The organism is Arthrobacter sp. 135MFCol5.1 (assembly GCF_000374865.1).
Taxonomy (GTDB): domain Bacteria; phylum Actinomycetota; class Actinomycetes; order Actinomycetales; family Micrococcaceae; genus Arthrobacter.
In genome coordinates this window covers 482,491-500,696 of record NZ_KB895452.1, presented here as the reverse complement: position 1 = coordinate 500,696, position 18,206 = coordinate 482,491, and the positions used below count along the sequence as shown (strand labels likewise).

Here is an 18,206-nt window from a genome sequence, read left to right as displayed (position 1 = left end):
CCGGTTATCGCGATGACTAGCGCGGCGATGCCTCCCAGTAGGCGTGCTTTCACTTTCTTCCCCTTTAGGTGATTTTTATTTGATCAGCCCAAGGACAACGACGTTGCCTGTGGACGTTGTTGTGCCTCCGGTGAAGAGGCTGGGATCTGCGGAATAACCGACGAAGGTTCCGTACAGGCCCTTCTCGCTTGACGTGAACACGTTGGTTGGGTCGTATTTGGCCTGGCCGCCGAGGTTCCATGCCTGAATCTTGAAGCCGGCCCACTTTTCGATGAAGTACTGCACGGAACTGCCGCTGCATGAACCGAATTGTGCCGTTGACATCCCGGCGCACGTGTACTTGTAAACCGGAAGCGCCACCGTGGAATTCGGCAGTGATGGATTGAGTGTCGGGTTGAAGAGATCGATGCATCCCGTTGGGACTGAGGCACCTGTGCTCGTCATGCTCCACTGTCCAACTTCGGCTGTAACCTTGCAGCCAGTGTTTCCGTCTGGCTTGAGCCAGGCGAAGCCGCCGGGGATGATCTGATTTGAAGGATTCTGCCCATTGCAGTCCTGCGCGCCACCCTGGATGAGGATTTTGTGAGGCAGACCGTCATCCTTGAATTCACAGGGGGCAAAAGTCAGCGGGAGAACGGTAACTCCCTTCGTGGGGTACAACCACTTCGCCGTGGCCGTAGCACCCACTTTGGCCGGCGGTGCGTTCAAGGCGCTTGCGAACATCTTGGTCAGGAAACCGGCGTTGGTGACACCGTCCTTCGTGGACGTAGTCACAGACACTTGGCCCGGGACCGAGAGATCGACTGACTCAACCGTGGATTTGTTGTCGTTGGAGTTGTTGTTCGCCAGGGTCGAGGCAACGCTATTCACGGCGGCCTGGGTGCAGCCGCCGGTAGCGGAGCACATGTCCGCGCCTGCAAGCGCTCCCGCGTCTGCAGCATTCTGCAACTGGGCCCGCTCTGCGTAGATTTGTCCGGTATCGACAGCCAGGGCGCCTGCACCGATGAGCACCACCATCATGACGGCAACCATGACGCCAGCGGCCCCGCGCTCGCGGTCGCGGTCGGTGGTTCGCCGCGTCAGCCGTTGCATCGCATTGCTCCCACTCCGGTGACGGTTACGGAACTACCAAAAAGCCCTGTCAGAGTCGTCGCGGAATAGGTGATGGTTACCTTTTCCGTGGTGTCTGGCGCGCAAGCCGCGGGGCTGAAGGTGTAGGCGAAAGCTGCGGAGTTGACTCCGGGGGCACCGGCGACTGCTGCGGCTTTCGCATCGGTCTGGCTGTTCTTGACGGCCATGGTCCGAGCGGCCTCCCTGGCTGCCTGGGTCACGGAAATTTGGGCGTTGTAGGCGTTCGCGAACTCGACGATTCCTACGACTACGGACAGAAGGATGGGAGCCACCAGTGCAAACTCCACAGCTACTGCGCCGCGGCTCTTGTGTTCCGTGTTTGCTTTGCGGATCTTTTTCAACGGATCCCCCGAGGTTGATTGCGTTTTTCGGTTGTGCCGCGGTTAGTGCGCGGCACAACCGAAAGTGGGCTGGCTACCAGGTGCCGACTGTCGTGCCCAGGCTGGTAAACCAGGTGTTGAGCGCCGTGCCGAAGGCAGTGACGCCAATGATGATGATGAGTGCGATGAAGGCCACGAGGAGCGAGTATTCTGTCGCGGTTGCACCCTTTTCCGAGGAGATGCGCTCCTTGCAGCCCGCCACGAAGGCGAGTACGGAGACCATGAATGAAGTCATTTCTGTTCCTAACTTGATTTGGCTCGGTCGCTGATGCGCCGGCTGGTCGCCCCAGGCGATCACTGACTGGCAGCTTTGGAAGCTTTGCCGCTGCCACGAAGTGCGCCGCGCCTGCTGGACTGCAAGGACGCGGCGCACTCGGGAGGGTGCCACCTACCAGGTGCCGACCTTGGTGCCGAGGCTGGTGAACCAGGTGTTGAGGGCTCCGCCAAAGGCGGTGACGCCGACGATGATGATCAGAGCGATGAAGGCCACGAGCAGCGAGTACTCAGTGGCAGTCGCGCCCTTTTCGGAGGAGAAGCGATCCTTGACGCCGGCGACGAAAGCCATCATCGAGACCATAAGAGAAGTCATTGTATTTTCCTTAATTCGGTGAAATTGAAGTGATTTTGATTTCAACGAATTTCCAGCTGCCCCCATAAATCCTTAGCGGCTGGACTTCGCTAAGAAGAGATTGTCATTTACGCCGGTGGGCAACAATGCGTAGTGGTACTCGACTTTTAGGCGGCGCGCTGAAAGGACGTACTCGAATACTCGGAAAGGTACCTAGGGCGCGATCAGCCTGTTCCATTGACTACTTGGATGGGCGCGCTTCAACCCGAGCGCAAGGTGTCGCTCGGCTGCAGTCCGTGCTACTGGATGAGCAGGGCAGTGACGGCCAAGGCGCCAAGCATGGCGGGGCCGTGTGGCACTTCCTTGGCCATATTCCGGCGTTTTCCACCGAGGAGCATTGCTGTTGTGATTCCATTCACGATAAAGCCCAGGAGGCCACCGTAGAGCAGCTGGCTCCAACCTAGGTACCCCAGGTAAAGGCCGACGGGCGCGGCCAGCTTCACATCGCCCATTCCGATGCCGCCAGGCGAAATCAACGCCAAAATAAGGTAGGCAGCGAACAAAATGACCGCGCCAACGAGAGCTCTGATGAAATCGTCAGCTTGCTGACCAAATATCAGCGGAGCTGCCAACAGGACAATGCCGGCGACTAAGAGAATAAATACGAGCTGGTTGGGCAATAAATGCAGGGCGATGTCCACCCTTGAAAGTTGAACGCCTAGCACTGCCAGGAGGATTAGGGCCGGCAGGCCCGGTATATTGCCAAAGCGCAGGACGAAGGCGGCGCACGCGGCGCCGGTGACGGCCGCCGTCGTCATCCGAACCCGCGGCGCCGGCAGGGCACCCAGCCGCGGCAGCGTCCGCGCAATCAGGATCTCAGCCATGGGGGAGAGGAAACATCCCAGCAGGCCGATGACAACGACAAGGAGCCAACCGGCCGACCCTCCGCCCTCTGCTGATACCACTGCGCCCCCTGCATTGGTTGGGTTGGCGCATGACGAGCCAACCTCCGCTACCTCATTTTGACCCTGAACCACCTGACGCGCTAATCTAGGTAGTCGTTGTGCGTGTCCTATTCCGATGGTGCGTGCCCGCTTGAGAATCCGGTTGCAGGATAACTACTCAACGTGCACATTCGGAACTTCAGGATGACTGGTTACATGGAGCCCTCACCTCTGTTCCGGTAGCGCGCAGACAGTAGGTGCGCGAGCTAGCGACACCTAAACAAGAACGCCAGAACAAGAACGAGGCAAACACCGTGCGTACGTACACCCCGAAGCCCGGCGATATCAACCGCCAGTGGCACGTCATTGACGCCACCGACGTTGTCCTTGGTCGTCTTGCAAGCCAGACCGCAATCCTGCTGCGCGGCAAGCACAAGGCCACTTTCGCGTCCCACATGGACATGGGCGACTTCGTCATCATCATCAACGCTGAAAAGGTTGCCCTCACCGGCGCCAAGCTGGAGCAGAAGCGCGCATACCGCCACTCCGGCTACCCGGGCGGCCTGACCTCCGTCAACTACGCGGAACTGCTGGAATCCAACCCGGTCCGCGCCGTTGAGAAGGCCATCAAGGGCATGCTCCCCAAAAACTCCCTCGCTGCACAGCAGCTGGGCAAGCTGAAGGTGTACCGCGGTGCTGAGCACCCGCACGCCGCCCAGCAGCCCAAGACTTTCGAAATCACCCAGGTCGCCCAGTAGTCCTGGCCACCAAACAACTTATCTATACAAGGAGAATCGTGGCTCAGAACGAAGAGACCACCGAGGCCGTCGAGGCCGAGGAAAACCTGACCAGCTACACCTCTGAGAGCTCAGCTTCCGAAGCTGCTCCCAAGAAGGAACGCCCGGCCCTGACGGTTGCCGGCGCAGCTGTTGGCCGCCGCAAGGAAGCCGTTGCACGCGTGCGCGTTGTGCCCGGCTCCGGCAAGTGGACCATCAACGGCCGCGAGCTGGCGAACTACTTCCCGAACAAGCTGCACCAGCAGGACGTCAACGAGCCCTTCAAGATCCTTGATCTCGAAGGCGCCTACGACGTCATCGCCCGTATCCACGGTGGCGGCATCTCCGGCCAGGCAGGCGCCCTGCGTCTCGGCATCGCTCGTTCGCTGAACGAGATCGACGTCGAGAACAACCGCCCGACCCTGAAGAAGGCCGGTTACCTGTCCCGCGACGCCCGTGTCATCGAGCGTAAGAAGGCCGGTCTCAAGAAGGCCCGCAAGGCCCAGCAGTACTCCAAGCGCTAAATCCGCTTGCACAGAAGCCCGTCCCACCTTTTGGTGGGGCGGGCTTTTTGCGTGCGGTAATTCCCTCAGGGGAATCGTCGGACGCGCCTCTAATAGCCGCTACACGAGTGTCCGCAGAGGCCCCCTGGGCTCACGAAATCGGTTTTGATAAGTCGTAGATGCCTTGCCCGCCTACCATCTCAAGCTGAAAGTGGGTTTTTACCCAGTCGGTAATTTCAGCGACGGTGCTTGCCTTTGGCTGGGTTGCCAGAAACTCATCCTGGGGAAGAAAGTAGCAAATTTGTCCGCCAGCGACCTTGTCCTTGAAGGCTTGGAGGGTGGGGGACGGGTCGGATCCAGCGAACCCACCGAGCGGCATGATCGGCCGCTTGGCCTCAATTTGCAGCCGTGCAGCTGTCTGCGAGGCTGAAGTGGCAGCCGCCCACAGGCACGTTTCTGAGGCCGCCAGTTTGTCGAGGATGGAAGCGTTCGGGGTTTGGCCAAAGGCAACGTCGTAAGCCCAAGCAAGGTTCCCGTGTTTCATGTTGTCGAGGAAGCGATTGATGCTGGCAGGACTTTTGCTCAGTTGACCAGATACGGGGTTGGAACCGTTCTGGGGGAGTGTTGTATTGAGCGCAGACGTTAGGAGCGGCCCCGCCAGTAATGCTGCAACCGCCATGCTTGCGGCGCACACCTCCAGCCACCGCGTCGGGGGCCTAACCACAGACAGTGCTGCTCCAAGAGTCCCCAGCAGCAAGATCCCGCTGCCTATCCATTCCGGCCAGCCAACAACGCTGCTCAGAATAAGCCAAGAGCACACTGCCGTTGACAGGATGCCGAGCGCCGCCAGGACTCTCACAACCAGCAGCCGTCGGTGCCTGATGTAAAGTGCACTGGCCACGCCTACGGTGAGGGCCAGCGGTGCCGAGAGCGCCTCCGTGTAATAGGTATGAATTTGATTGCCCATGAAACTCAACACGAGGTAGGTTCCCAGGAACCAAGTGATGGCCACAAAGGCGAGGGCCCTTACACCCCGTGCGGGGGGTAACAGCTTCCATCCGAGACATATCAGTAGCGTGCCGACCACGGCCGCAGGCAGGATCCATCCGATTTCCTGGCCGTAGTTTGCATTCAGGAGCCGCAGAAGCCCTGCGTCCGAATCCACCTGCCTGAATTGTGCAGGTATGAGGTTAGCAACAGGATCTTCCTCGGTCCCAACTATGCGGTCCAAGCCGTTGTAGGCCAAGGTCAGTTCCAACACACTGTTGGAATGTGATCCTCCCACGAAGGGCCGCGCCTCTGCCGGTATCAAGTCCACCGCGGTCATCCAGGCGCCGCCGGTGACCGCCATCACGGAGCCTGAAATGCCGGCATGTTTCAGTTTCCTGGTCCATCCCGCGTTACTCCACAGCAGATACGCAACACTGACGCTCGGAAGCACCAGGAGTCCTTGAAGCTGCTTGGTCATGAATGCCAACCCAACTGCTGCCCCTAAGAGAATCAGGTATCTCACTCGATCGGATTCGATCGCATGCTGGACCGCATATACCGAGACGAGCATCAGTAGAAGCATGAGGGGGTCGGGGTTGTTGTACCTCGACATAAGAACCACGATCGGAGTCGTAAAGAATATGGTGGCGGCAAGAAGTGCAGGTACTGCTGCGAATTCATGGCGAATGATGAGGTAGATGAGAAGTGTTGATGCAACTCCCATAATTGCTTGAGGTGCCAATATTCCGATGGGAGTGAAGCCGAAGATTTTGGTGGAAATCTCCATGACCCACAAACTAAGTGGCGGCTTATCAACGGTAATGGAATTACCCCAATCGGAAGAGCCAAAAAAGGCGGAGACCAGGTTCTGCGTGCCGGACTGGACTGCGGCGCTGTAGAAATAGTTACCCCATCCGTTGATCCCGAGGTTCCAGAAGTAGAGAGTGGCATTGAGGGCGAGAATGAGCAACAGGATCGGCCGCTCCCACGCTGGATCCTGAGTGCGCCCCTTCAACAGGCCTTGGAGGGACCGTCCGGCTGCTGCTCCGTAGCCAGCACCGAAGGTCGTAGATGGTGACGCCGTCAATGGTCTCCCCCTTGAAATTCGACTGAACCCACCCTGGTGGTAATGGCTGGGTCCCGGCCGAGAGAAATTTCTTTAACTATCATTTGCTGCAGCCGAAATAGGCGATGCGCTTACTCGACAGGAGGCAGGGATGTGGTGCGCCCTGTCGATGCTCAACGAACTGGCTGTCCAACGGGCCGGAAGGCGAGAATGGCTGAACGCTCGTCAGCACGGCGAACCCTAAATACCCAGAGGCGAAGAAGGACGAACCGCAGCAATGTGGCGAAGACGTTGGCAGCGGTCAGGACCAAGAGTTCGGTGCTTGGAGCTGAGTCGAGATTAGCCGCGTGCAGGACCATCAGTGCCGAGGATGTGATGGCCCAAGCCAAAAGAAAGACGACGAGCCCTTGGAATTGCTGGGTAAACAGTTTCGCTGGGCCGCTAATGCCGAAAGTGAACCGCCTGTTCGCGGCAGTGTTGCCAACGGCCGTCAGCAGCAGGGCGAGGAAGTTGGCCTGTTGCGCGCCAAAGGGCCCTTGGAGAACCAAATACAACAATGCGAATGCAACGGTTGAAAATACGCCAACGAGCCCGAACCTGACCACTTGGCCGAAAAAGCTGGGACGGCCCGGTGGGGCTATCGGCCCGCGACCGAGCTCGGCATAAATTGCCTGGACGGGAATCGAACCTCTCACCAGGGAACCGGCGACGCGCACCATCCCGCGAAGATCGTCCACCGCTGTTTGCTTAATGTTGACCCGACTATCGGGGTCATCAATCCAGTCGACCGGGATTTCGTGGATCCGCAGCCCCGAGCGCTCTGCGATGATCAGCAACTCAGTATCAAAGAACCAGCCGTTGTCTTCCACATGCGGGAGCAAACGCTTGGCCACATCGGCCCGTATTGCCTTGAATCCGCATTGCGCATCGGAAAACCGGACCTGCATGGTCCGGCGGAGCAGGAAATTATAAGAGCGGGAGATAAATTCCCGTTTTGGACCGCGACTGACGCGTGAGCTCTGACCCAGCCTCGTGCCGATGGAAATGTCCGAATGCCCTGACAAAAGGGGCGCTACCAGCGGCGGGAGTGCGGCAAGATCTGTGGAAAGGTCCACGTCCAGGTAGGCCAGAACCTTTGCCTCCGAAGCGCTCCAAGCATCGCGAAGCGCGAAACCACGCCCTTTGACCTCGAGGCGGCGATACTCGACATTTGGCAGTTTCTCGCTGAGCCGGGCAGCAATAGCCGGAGTCCTGTCGGTGCTCGCATTGTCGGCAATGGTTATCTTCCATGTCGACGGCATTTCTTGTGAGAGATATTCGGAGAGTCTTGAGATGCTGTGTTCGAGTACGGCTTCCTCATTGAAAACCGGTACTACAATTTCGAGCGCCAAGCCCCCATAGCTAGGTGTCATGCATGGATCGTAGGAGCGCTCGTAGGGCCGGGGCGAGGCCTTTCAGGAAAGACAGGTACTCATCACTGAAATCCAAGTAGTCGTTAGCCCGGGCAGCTTGAAGGCGCGGTCACTACCTGCTCCCGTGAGTGGAGTACTTGTTGAACGACCCGAGACGTGCCGGCCACGACCGGATGTTCCTTTCGAGCGGCCTCTCCACAAACTCGTGAAGCACGCCGGCGGCGGCGACGGATATCACAATCACAGAGGCGGCCAGTCCAGATACTTCCAGGACGGACGCGGACTCAGTCCATGGCCTGATCACACGGAGCACCACCTCGTGAATCAAGTACAGTGCAAATGACCATTGTCCGAGTCTGGTCAAGGCTGGGGACCCTATTATTCCGGTTCTACCTTCGATGTCCTGCTTGGCACATGCTGCTATGACTGACAGAAATCCGGGGACCATGATCAAATTCGCGAGTGTCGCCGGTATCGGTCCTGCATTAGCATTCAGGACAAACGACGCGGCAAAAAGGCCAGCAGTCAGGACTACCTGCAGAGCGAACGCCGTCAGCAAAGAAAGTCTTGGCCGCCAGCCGGCCTGCATTAGTCGGGCAAGACAAACTCCAAGGACAAATTCTCCAAGTCGAAACAGCGGCATAGGCACCAGCAGATAATCCGCTGCCGGTACGGACGTGATTGACGCCAAGACCCCAAATAGAACAACGCCGCTGATCGGCACAATGAACAAGACCAGGAACTTGGGGCTACTGCGCCTGAGATTCTTGAACAACAGCGGAAACAGCAAGTAGAAGAATGCTTCGCAGGACAGCGACCAAGAGACCCCATTGAAGGCGTTAAGGGATGGACTCGCAGGAATCCAAGCTTGGGTGAGTGTGGCGACAGGCAGAGCACTCAGCACGGATGCGCCGGAGGAGGTGGGCAGTGCCGGGGCCCAGATGGCCAAAAGCATCGTCAATAAATGAAGCGGCCAAATCCTGGCGAATCGGTGGAGGTAGAAGCGACTGGCCTTCACGTCGCCTTTTTGGGACCACGTCAGCACGAAACCTGAAAGCACAAAGAAGAAGCTGACCGCCGTGAACCCATAGCCGAATACGGCAAGGCCGTCGCCGATTGGCGAGAAGTAAATCCTAAGGTGGTAGAGCACCACGGCCAGCGCCGCAAAGAAACGAAGCCCTGTCAGGCTGGGCAACTTCAGTTCAGATGCCGGCATCGTCCTGCCCCCAATTAAGCCGCGTGATGTAGCTTGCTGCGGTGAGCATATCCAAGAAGCCAGTCTTCCAGGCTCAAGATAGCGTCAACCTTCTCCGGCTGCCTCCCGGAATCCGGGCCCCACGCCCCATCCTCTACACTTGACCGGTGTCTAGATTATTTGGAACTGATGGTGTCCGGGGGTTGGCCAACGGCTTGCTGACAGCTGAGCTGGCCCTGCAGCTGGCCCAGGCGGCCGCCGTCGTGCTCGGCCATGACCGCAACTCCAACGGCTCCCGCCCGCGCGCGGTGCTGGCACGTGACCCGCGCGCCAGTGGCGAATTCATCGCCGCCGCAGTGGAGGCCGGACTCTCCAGCTCGGGCATCGACGTCTATGACGCCGGTGTGCTGCCCACCCCGGCGGCGGCCTACCTGGTGGCGGACCTCGATGCGGACTTTGGCGTCATGATTTCCGCGTCCCACAACCCGGCGCCGGACAACGGAATCAAGTTCTTCGCCCGCGGCGGGCAAAAGCTGCCGGACGAGGTCGAGGACGCCATTGAAGCCCAGATGGGCAAGGAAGCTGTCCGGCCCACCGGAGCCGACGTGGGCCGCATCCAGCGCTTCTCCGACGCGGAGGACCGCTACATCGTCCACCTCCTGCGTACGCTGCCGCACCGCCTGGACGGCCTCACGGTGGTCCTTGACTGCGCCAACGGCGCCGCCAGCGGATGCTCACCCCAGCTTTTCAAGGACGCCGGCGCGCGCCTCATCGTCATCGGCGCCGATCCAGACGGACTGAACATCAACGACGGCGTCGGCTCCACCCACTTGGGTCCCCTCAAGGAAGCCGTGATCAAGCACGGGGCAGACCTGGGAATCGCCCACGACGGCGACGCCGACCGCTGCCTGGCCGTTGACCACGAAGGCAACGAAGTGGACGGCGACCAGATCATGGCCATCCTCGCGGTGGCGCTCAAGAAGTCCGGGAAGCTCAAGGACGACGTCTTGGTGGCCACGGTGATGAGCAACCTGGGACTCAAGCTCGCACTCCGCGATGCCGGAATCACCATCATGGAAACGGCAGTGGGGGACCGCTACGTCCTCGAAGGCATGCGCGACGGCGGCTACAACCTCGGCGGCGAACAGTCCGGCCACGTGATCTTCTCCGACTACGCCACCACCGGTGACGGCCTCCTCACCGGCCTGCAGCTCGCCGCACAGGTGGCCCTCACCGGGAAGCCGCTCAAGGAGTTGGCCACCGTGATGACCAAGCTCCCGCAGGTCCTCATCAACGTCAAGGGTGTGGACCGCAGCAAGGTTGGCAGCAACGACGTGCTGGCCCAAGCGGTGGGGGCTGCGGAAGCGGCGCTCGGCGATACCGGCCGCGTCCTTCTCCGGCCCTCCGGAACCGAACCCGTTGTCCGGGTGATGGTCGAGGCCGCCGACGAGGAAACTGCCCAGTCAATCGCCGAGCACTTGGCGCAAGTTGTCCGGGCAGAACTCGCCCTGGAACTTATTAGTGAATGACTGAGCCCCTATATGCGTTCTCGCTGTGCCTCATGAGAGCCCGGTACAGGAGGATGACGGCTACGGTTTGGACGAGGAAGGCGATCGAAAGAGGCAACGCGTAGCTGTTCTTTGCAAAGTACAAGAAATAGACAAACGCTCCTGTGGTGGCCAGTAGGCAAGGAACCAAACGTAGCCGTGACCAGTTCAAGAGAAGCAACGACATAACCTCAGCCGCAAAGAAGTAACGGTCATGCATTTGGGGCAGCAGCAGGGGGCACACGGCGACCGTCGTGATGCATAAGAGAAGGCGACGCTCCGAAACGTCTTCACCACGCCAGTAGGCGAACACTGCGATCCCGATGGCGACGGCGCAGAGCATGATGCCCCACCATCTTCCTTCAGCGATGCCCAGGTTTGGGAACATAGCAAAAATGTTGGCTGCCCCGGATACCAATCGGTTGTCCTGTGTTTGTCTGACATAGATAGTGAGCGTACTTTCCCAAGACCGCCCAAAGATCACAGGCGGCAGGCTCAGCGCCAACCAAACGAAGGCAGCCATGAACACGCCTCGAATATTGAAGCGCCCGCGTAGCGAGATTGCCGCCAAGGCTGGAAGAAAGAATACAGACTGGAGTTTGAACGCGACAGCGACCCCCCAAAAGGACCAGGCACAGTTGTAGTTGTTCCGAAGCAGGCTCCGTGCCGACAACAAAAGGAACGCGGTATAGATGGAGTCGCACTGTCCCCACATCGCGCCGTTGACGAGCACCGTGGGTGCCAAAAGCGATATCACCGCTACTGTGCGCGGTGCCAGCCGTGATGGACCGAGCTCCTTTGCCAATGCCGCCACCGCCAAGGCGAGTGAAACATCGCCCGCGATGGACACAATTTTTATCGCGATGAGCGGGTCAATTGGAAGGAAGCTGACCAAGAACAGTAGGAACAAGTACGGGAAGTTGTAATTCGAGAAGTCCCCGCCGAGAGCCCAGACGCCGTGGTCTCGAAACTGTTCCATCCAAGGTAGGAGAAAAGTGGCGGCATCTTCACTTTCATACGGAACTAAGAGAACACGGGCAACCAGCGCCATGACGACGAGCAGGACCGTAACCGCCGGCGGAGTTGTCCGGCGCAGAGTTTTTGATGGCACTTCCGTTTGCTTGGTTATGGCGTCCCCCATTGCGCCATCATTTGGTGAGGAACGCCGATATGTCAACGCTATTAGGAAACCAACCAAATGTGGCCCGCCTCCCGGAAGGGAAGCGGGCCACTGGCTTTTAAGGAAGGACCTAGACGGTGCGGTCCTTCAGTGCGTCACGGATTTCGGTCAGGAGCGCAACCTGCGGATCCTCAGCAGCCTCCTCCTTGACGTTCTTGTCGATGCCCAGCCGGCGGTTGCGGCGCTCGATCATGTGGTTCATGGGCATGACCACCACAAAGTAGATGGCGCCCGCAATCAGCAGGAAGTTGACGATCGCGGTCAGCAGCACACCGAACTCGATCGCGTTGCCATTCAGTTCAACCCTCGCAAAGCTGTCAAAGTTCGGCGCACCCACCAGGCCGGAAATGAATGGCATGAGCACCTTGTTCACCATCGCCGTCACCACTGCACCGAAGGCAGTACCCATGACAACCGCGACGGCAAGGTCAACGACGTTGCCTTTCATGATGAAATTCTTGAATCCTGTCAGCATGGGAACCACGCTAGCCCACAGCCGCAGGCCTCCGGATGACGCCGAGGTAAATTCCCGCTGCGTGTCAGGCCCGGCAAGAGCCTGGTGCGTCCCTCACGGGTAGGCGGGCGCCGCTTCCAGGCCGAAGTATTCCTCCAAGGTGCCGATGCCGCGCTTCGCCATGTCAGTGGCAGCCTCAACCCCTACGAACCGAAGGTGCCAGGGCTCGTAGTAGTAGCCCGTGATGGGGTGTAGCATCCACGGATAGCGCACGACGAAGCCGTACCTGTAGGCGTTCGCTTTCGCCCAGGTGGCCGCCGGCTGGTCTGCGAAACATGGCTCGAAGCTGCAGGCCCCGCCGCCGTCCCCGATGTCGAAGGCCCATCCCGTCTGGTGCTCCGAGTGGCCGGGCCGCGCACTGGCGGTGTCGGCGTCGGCCTGTCCCCGCGCGGCGACGTACCCGTTGTAGGTGGTCACTTGCGTGCCGTACGAGCGGTAGCCGCTGGCCAGGACCATTGCCACGCCATCCCGCGCCGCAGCCGCGAACAACGCCTCGGCCGCTGCCGCCGTCGTGCTGTTCAGCAGGGCCGCTTCACCCGCGGCGGAAATGGCGACGGCGGGACGCACCAAGTCAGCCGGCGCATAGTCCGCGGGCGCCAGCGGCCGGTGCTTGTTGACGATGACCCACTGGCTCGCGGGGTCGTCCAGCGAGAACTGCCGCGCCAACGTGGCCGAGGGCGACGGTGTGGGGGACTGCGCTTCCGGCGACTGGCCCACCGTGGCGGTTTCCGCCGTCGGGCCCGCTGAAGCGGTGACCGCAGCAGGGGAGGGCGCCGCCGGCGTGCAGGCTGCCAGGACCGTCAGCCCTGCCCCCGCCGCGAGGAAGCGGGCAAAGCTGCGGCGCGTGGCCGGTCCGCATTCGTAGCACACGTGTGCTAGACCTTCCTCAGGAGCATGCGGCGGATGGAATGGTCAGCCTCTTTGGTCAGCACCAGTTGCGCCCGGCCCCTTGTGGGCAGGACGTTTTCCTCCAGGTTGGGCTCGTTGATCCGCTTCCAGATGTCCCGCGCGGTGTTCTCGGCTTCCTCATCGGAGAGGGTGGCGTAACGGTGGAAGTAGGACTCCGGCTGCGCGAACGCGGTGCTCCGCAGCTTCCGGAACCGGTCCACGTACCACTCCTCGATGTAGGAGGTCTTGGCATCGACATAGATGGAGAAGTCGAAGAAGTCGCTCAGCGCCAGCCCTTGGCGTCCGTCATGCCGGGGCCGGGCCGGGGCCAGCACGTTCAGGCCCTCCACGATCAGCACGTCCGGCCGGCGCACCACCACTTCCTTTTCCGGCACGATGTCGTAGGTGACGTGCGAGTACCAGGGTGCCCGCACTTCCTCGGCCCCGCCTTTGATTTCGCTCACGAAACGGAGGAGCGCCCGGCGGTCGTAGGACTCGGGGAACCCCTTCCGGTCCAGCAGTTGCCGGCGCTTCAGTTCAGCAAGCGGATACAGGAAACCGTCGGTGGTGATCAGTTCAACATTGGGGGTACCGGGCCAGCGGCGCAGCATCTCGCGCAGCACGCGGGCGATGGTGGACTTGCCTACCGCGACGGAACCGGCCACCCCGATCACGAACGGCGTGCGCTGGGTCTGCTCACCCAGGAAGGTGGTGGTGGCTGCATGCAGCTGCCCGGCCGCCTCCACATACAGGTGCAGGAGCCGCGAGAGGGGGAGGTAGACGTCGCGGACTTCGTTCATGTCCAAGGGGTCGCCGAGCCCGCGAAGGCGCAGCACATCCTCTTCGTTAAGGGGCTGTTCCATCTGGGCTGCGAGCCGGGACCAGGTATGCCGGTCCAGCTCCACGAACGGAGAGGCACCCTCCCCGTTCGCTTCATTGCGTTGCGAAGTCACGCTAAAGATTCTGCCCCCCGCCCGGCGCATCGCGAAATGACGCCCCTGCTCAGCGCGGCGAGCTGCGTCACGCGGGCCGTGCGCCGGCGCTTACCGGTTTAGAGCAACCGGCACGCTGCCGATAGTCTTGTGCCTATGTGTGGAATCGTGGGTTACGTAGGCCGTTCGACCGACGGTGCAATTAATGGTCACAGCGCGCTCGACGTTGTCCTTGAGGGGCTCCGCCGCCTGGAGTACCGCGGCTATGACTCTGCCGGTGTGGCAGTGGTGTCCGAGGGCGCCATCGAGTCGCGGAAGAAGTCCGGAAAGCTGAGCAACCTGATCGCCGAGCTGGAGGCGCGCCCGCTGCCCGAGACGGTGACCGGGATCGGGCACACCCGCTGGGCGACGCACGGCGGTCCCACGGACCGCAACGCGCACCCGCACCTGGCGGACGGCGGCAAGCTGGCCGTGATCCACAACGGCATCATCGAGAACTTCGCTGAGCTCAAGCTCGAGCTGCTGGAAAAGGGCGTCACCTTCCTCTCCGAAACGGACACCGAGGTGGCCGCTGCACTCCTGGCCGACATTCTCCGGAACAAGCTGGGCGGGCACACCGCGAACGACGGACTGACCCACGCCATGGAGCTGGCCTGCCAGCGCCTCGAAGGCGCCTTCACCCTGCTGGCCGTGCACGCGGACCAGCCCGACGTCGTCGTGGCCGCCCGCCGCAACTCACCGCTGGTGGTGGGCCTGGGCGACGGCGAGAACTTCCTGGGCTCGGACGTGTCCGGGTTCATCGACTACACCCGCCGGGCCGTAGAGCTGGGCCAGGACCAGATCGTCACCATCACGGCGGACTCGGTGGACATCACCGACTTCTACGGCAACCCGGCCTCCGGCAAGGAATACCACGTCGACTGGGACCCGGCCTCGGCGGAAAAGGGCGGCTTCTCCTCCTTCATGGAGAAAGAGATCAACGACCAGCCCGACGCCGTGGCACAGACCCTGCTGGGACGCTCGGACATCAAGGGCAAACTGACGCTGGACGAGGTGCGGATCGATCCGGAGCTGCTCAAGCAGGTCAACAAGATCATTGTCCTGGCCTGCGGCACCGCCGCCTATGCGGGGATGGTGGCCAAGTACGCCATCGAGAACTGGTGCCGGATTCCCACCGAGGTGGAACTGGCACACGAGTTCCGCTACCGCGATCCCATCCTGGACGAGAACACCCTGGTGGTGTCCATCAGCCAGTCCGGCGAGACCATGGACACCCTGATGGCGGTCCGTTACGCCCGCGAACAGGGCGCCAAGACCATCTCCATCTGCAACACCAACGGCTCCACCATCCCGCGTGAATCCGACGCCGTCCTGTACACGCACGCCGGGCCGGAAATCGCCGTCGCCTCCACCAAGGCCTTCCTGGCGCAGATCACCGCCGCCTACCTGCTGGGCCTGTACCTCGCACAGCTGCGCGGCAACATCTTCTCCGGCCAAATCAAGGACGTCCTGGCGGACCTGAACAAGATCCCCGCCAAGATCCAAAAGATCCTGGACAACGCCGGGCCGCTGCGCGAACTGGCCCGCAGCATGGCCAACGAGAAGTCCGTGCTGTTCCTGGGCCGCCACGTGGGTTACCCGGTGGCCCTTGAAGGTGCGCTGAAGCTCAAGGAGATCGCCTACATCCACGCCGAGGGCTTCGCCGCCGGTGAGCTCAAGCACGGCCCCATCGCCCTGATCGACGAAGGCCAGCCGGTGTTCGTCGTGGTTCCGTCCCCGCGCGGACGCGATTCGCTGCACGCCAAGGTGGTCTCCAACATCCAGGAAGTCCGTGCCCGCGGCGCCCGCACCCTGGTCATCGCCGAGGAAGGCGACGAAACCGTCAAGGCCTACGCCGAGTATGTCTTCTACGTACCGGAGACCCCCACCCTGCTCATGCCGCTGCTGACCACCGTTCCGCTGCAGATCTTCGCCGCGGAGCTGGCCGCAGCGAAGGGGTACGACGTGGACCAGCCCCGCAACCTGGCCAAGAGCGTCACCGTCGAGTAGCGGTGACTCCCCAACGCGGGAAGCCCCGGGCCCACAAGCCCGGGGCTTCCCGCGTTAACCCACGCAATTGCGCTATCGGCGGACAACGGAAAGAACCCGCGCCAACGGCGGTGCACCCGGGCGTGCGGGGGAGGGTCCCACCGTAGAATGAGCCCATGATCGTTGGCATTGGGGTAGACGTAGTAGACATCGAGCGGTTCGGCCGCCAGCTGGAGCGCACACCCGGGCTGAGGGACCGCCTGTTCGTCCCCGCGGAGCGGGAACTGAACACCCGGTCCCTGGCTGCCCGGTTCGCGGCCAAGGAAGCCGTGGCCAAGGTCCTCGGCGCGCCTGCCGGAATGAACTGGCAGGACTGCTGGATCGGCCTGGACCAGAACGGGCCCACCGTCCAGGTCAAGGGCACCGTCCTGGCGGTTGCCGAGGCCAAGGGCGTCAAACGCTGGCACCTGTCCATCAGCCACGACGGCGGCATCGCCACCGCAACGGTACTGGCCGAAGGCTGACCCGGCGGCCGCCGCATGATCACCGCCTATACCGGAACCCAGGTCCGCGCAGCCGAAGAACCCCTCCTCGCCGCCGGGCGCGGAGAGGAACTCATGCTCCGCGCCGCGCACGGCCTGGCCACCGGCGTCGTCCATGAGCTTCGTTCACGCGGTGCCCGCCTGTACGGCGCCAACGTGGTGGTGCTGGCGGGAAAGGGCAACAACGGTGGAGACGGGCTCTACGCTGCTGCCTTCCTCGCCGCCCGGGGAATGCGTACGACGGCGGTACTCACCGGGGACACCGCCCATTCCGGCGGCCTCGACGCATTCGAGCGCGCCGGCGGCCGGGTGAACCGCCTCACCGAAGAGGCACTTCCGGAGCTGGCGGCGGAAGCCGCGCGCGCCGACGTCGTCATAGACGCCGTTCTGGGAACCGGCGCCAAGGGCGGCCTTCGGGGACTCGCCGCAGACTTCGTCCAGGCCCTTGCGGGCGCGCGGACAGCCGGCGGCGCCCACGGCCTGGTGGTGGCCTGCGACCTCCCCAGCGGCGTCGACGCGGACAGCGGAGAGACCGCCGGCGAGGTGCTCATGGCGGACCTGACGGTGACGTTCGGGGGAGCGAAGTCCGGGCTGCTGGCCGATCCCGGAGCCGACTATGCCGGCCGCGTCCTGGTGGTACCGATCGGGATTGAAGAGCACTTTCCGCAGCCGTCCCTGCACAGGCTTGAAGGCGCCGAGATGGCAGGCCTGCTGCCGCACCCCGCCCGGCGCGCCCACAAGTACTCCCGGGGTGTGCTGGGAGTGGTGGCCGGCTCTGAAGACTATCCCGGTGCCGCCGTCCTCGCCTGCCGTGGGGCGCTGGCCGCAGGCTCGGGCATGGTCCGCTACCTTGGCCCGCCTTCAGTGGCCCACCTGGTCCGCCAATCCTGCCCCGAGGTCGTGTGCAGCACGGGGAGCGTCGCGGAAAACCGCGTGCAGGCCTGGCTGGTGGGCTCCGGCATGGGCCCAAAGGACCATGGCCAACTGGCCCGCGCCGGCGATGCCGTCACGTCCGGCCTGCCGGTCGTGGCTGACGCCGGCGCCTTGCCTGCCCTCCCGGACACGCTGGCGCCGCATGTGGTGCTGACCCCGCATGCCGGGGAGCTTGCCTCACTGTTCCAGCGGCTCGGTGGCGGCGAAGACCGGGAGGCCGTGGAAGCGGGTACCCTCGACGCCGTCCGCCGCGCTGCCGACCGTACCGGTGCCACCGTCCTGCTCAAGGGCGCCACCACGCTGGTGGCTTCGCCATCCGGCCAGACCTTCAGCCAGGCGGACGGCACCCCTTGGCTGGCCACGGCCGGGAGCGGTGACGTCCTGGCCGGTGTCATCGGCGCGCTGCTCGCCCAGGCGGGGTCCGCCGTCGAACCTTTCCGCCAGCTGGGCCTGGACGACGACGACCGCTGGGCAGCCCTGGCCGCACTCGGAGCCGCGCTGCATGGGCGCGCCGGGACGGCCGCGTCGGAGTCCGTGGCGGGCGGACCCGTCACGGCGGCCCGCATCGCGGAGGGTATACCTGAAATTTGGGGTAAAGTCAGCATGCTTAGTAAATATGGAGCCTGGAAACGTAATAGTCACAGCCAACCACTACGGTAGGCATTAGTTCGCACCAG

At 62.1% G+C, this 18,206-nt stretch carries 18 protein-coding genes; 6 read left to right on the top strand and 12 right to left on the bottom strand.

All coding sequences use genetic code 11. The features are described from left to right. Nucleotides 1–75: 75 nt before the first annotated feature. From C563_RS0102240 to C563_RS0102220, 5 genes are all read right to left on the bottom strand, one after another. On the bottom strand, nt 76–1,092 hold the full coding sequence (locus C563_RS0102240; RefSeq protein ID WP_018760415.1) for a pilus assembly protein TadG-related protein: 1,017 nt from the start codon (nt 1,090–1,092) through the stop codon (nt 76–78). Further along, nucleotides 1,080–1,418, bottom strand: coding sequence for a TadE family protein (locus C563_RS0102235; RefSeq protein WP_255414760.1), 339 nt, complete (start codon nt 1,416–1,418; stop codon nt 1,080–1,082). Before C563_RS0102235 ends, C563_RS0102240 begins: the two co-directional genes overlap by 13 nt. Nucleotides 1,419–1,545: 127 nt before the next feature. Then, nucleotides 1,546–1,746, bottom strand: a complete 201-nt coding sequence (locus C563_RS0102230) for a Flp family type IVb pilin (RefSeq protein ID WP_018760413.1) — start codon at nt 1,744–1,746, stop codon at nt 1,546–1,548. A 153-nt stretch (nt 1,747–1,899) separates the two neighbouring features. Continuing rightward, nucleotides 1,900–2,100, bottom strand: a complete 201-nt coding sequence (locus tag C563_RS0102225) for a Flp family type IVb pilin (RefSeq protein ID WP_026264290.1) — start codon at nt 2,098–2,100, stop codon at nt 1,900–1,902. 278 nt (nt 2,101–2,378) lie between these two features. Continuing rightward, nucleotides 2,379–3,044 (bottom strand): prepilin peptidase, encoded by a 666-nt coding sequence (locus C563_RS0102220; protein ID WP_018760411.1) that lies wholly within the window; start codon nt 3,042–3,044, stop codon nt 2,379–2,381. A 293-nt stretch (nt 3,045–3,337) separates the two neighbouring features. Between C563_RS0102220 and rplM the strand changes: the two genes are divergently transcribed. Together rplM and rpsI are read left to right on the top strand one after the other, a co-directional pair. Further along, nucleotides 3,338–3,781: a 50S ribosomal protein L13 gene (gene rplM / locus C563_RS0102215; RefSeq protein WP_015937805.1), complete on the top strand. Its 444-nt coding sequence runs from the start codon at nt 3,338–3,340 to the stop codon at nt 3,779–3,781. A gap of 38 nt (nt 3,782–3,819) precedes the next feature. Further along, complete coding sequence (gene rpsI / locus C563_RS0102210; RefSeq protein ID WP_018760410.1) at nt 3,820–4,323, top strand: 30S ribosomal protein S9; 504 nt, start codon at nt 3,820–3,822, stop codon at nt 4,321–4,323. A gap of 130 nt (nt 4,324–4,453) precedes the next feature. Here rpsI and C563_RS0102205 read toward each other — a convergent pair whose 3' ends face one another. The 3 genes from C563_RS0102205 to C563_RS0102195 all read right to left on the bottom strand — a co-directional run bounded on the left by C563_RS0102205 (nt 4,454) and on the right by C563_RS0102195 (nt 8,986). Continuing rightward, nucleotides 4,454–6,379, bottom strand: a complete 1,926-nt coding sequence (locus C563_RS0102205) for a glycosyltransferase family 39 protein (RefSeq protein ID WP_155845071.1) — start codon at nt 6,377–6,379, stop codon at nt 4,454–4,456. Nucleotides 6,380–6,531: 152 nt separating this feature from the next. Then, the gene (locus C563_RS20785; protein WP_043423639.1) at nt 6,532–7,770 is read right to left on the bottom strand and encodes a bifunctional glycosyltransferase family 2/GtrA family protein; all 1,239 of its coding nucleotides are present in this window, start codon (nt 7,768–7,770) and stop codon (nt 6,532–6,534) included. A 112-nt stretch (nt 7,771–7,882) separates the two neighbouring features. Beyond that, complete coding sequence (locus tag C563_RS0102195) at nt 7,883–8,986, bottom strand: acyltransferase family protein (RefSeq protein WP_018760407.1); 1,104 nt, start codon at nt 8,984–8,986, stop codon at nt 7,883–7,885. A 146-nt stretch (nt 8,987–9,132) separates the two neighbouring features. Here C563_RS0102195 and glmM point away from each other — a divergent pair, with 146 nt between their 5' ends. After that, complete coding sequence (gene glmM / locus C563_RS0102190) at nt 9,133–10,494, top strand: phosphoglucosamine mutase (RefSeq protein ID WP_026264289.1); 1,362 nt, start codon at nt 9,133–9,135, stop codon at nt 10,492–10,494. On the opposite strand, the gene C563_RS0102185 is transcribed toward glmM, so the two are convergent. The 4 genes from C563_RS0102185 to coaA all read right to left on the bottom strand — a co-directional run bounded on the left by C563_RS0102185 (nt 10,484) and on the right by coaA (nt 14,077). After that, nucleotides 10,484–11,653, bottom strand: a complete 1,170-nt coding sequence (locus tag C563_RS0102185; RefSeq protein ID WP_018760405.1) for a glycosyltransferase 87 family protein — start codon at nt 11,651–11,653, stop codon at nt 10,484–10,486. The genes glmM and C563_RS0102185 overlap by 11 nt on opposite strands. Before the next feature lie 109 nt (nt 11,654–11,762). After that, the gene (mscL, locus tag C563_RS0102180) at nt 11,763–12,167 is read right to left on the bottom strand and encodes a large conductance mechanosensitive channel protein MscL (RefSeq protein WP_018760404.1); all 405 of its coding nucleotides are present in this window, start codon (nt 12,165–12,167) and stop codon (nt 11,763–11,765) included. 93 nt (nt 12,168–12,260) lie between these two features. Continuing rightward, nucleotides 12,261–13,076 (bottom strand): M15 family metallopeptidase, encoded by an 816-nt coding sequence (locus C563_RS0102175; RefSeq protein ID WP_018760403.1) that lies wholly within the window; start codon nt 13,074–13,076, stop codon nt 12,261–12,263. Between the two features lie 5 nt (nt 13,077–13,081). Next, nucleotides 13,082–14,077, bottom strand: coding sequence for a type I pantothenate kinase (gene coaA, locus C563_RS0102170; protein ID WP_196803302.1), 996 nt, complete (start codon nt 14,075–14,077; stop codon nt 13,082–13,084). A gap of 105 nt (nt 14,078–14,182) precedes the next feature. Here coaA and glmS point away from each other — a divergent pair, with 105 nt between their 5' ends. From glmS to C563_RS0102155, 3 genes are all read left to right on the top strand, one after another. Next, entirely contained in the window at nt 14,183–16,075 is a 1,893-nt protein-coding gene (glmS, locus tag C563_RS0102165; protein ID WP_026264287.1) for a glutamine--fructose-6-phosphate transaminase (isomerizing), read from the top strand. A 155-nt stretch (nt 16,076–16,230) separates the two neighbouring features. After that, complete coding sequence (locus C563_RS0102160) at nt 16,231–16,578, top strand: holo-ACP synthase (RefSeq protein ID WP_018760400.1); 348 nt, start codon at nt 16,231–16,233, stop codon at nt 16,576–16,578. A 15-nt stretch (nt 16,579–16,593) separates the two neighbouring features. Then, on the top strand, nt 16,594–18,189 hold the full coding sequence (locus tag C563_RS0102155) for a bifunctional ADP-dependent NAD(P)H-hydrate dehydratase/NAD(P)H-hydrate epimerase (RefSeq protein ID WP_018760399.1): 1,596 nt from the start codon (nt 16,594–16,596) through the stop codon (nt 18,187–18,189). Nucleotides 18,190–18,206: the final 17 nt, after the last annotated feature.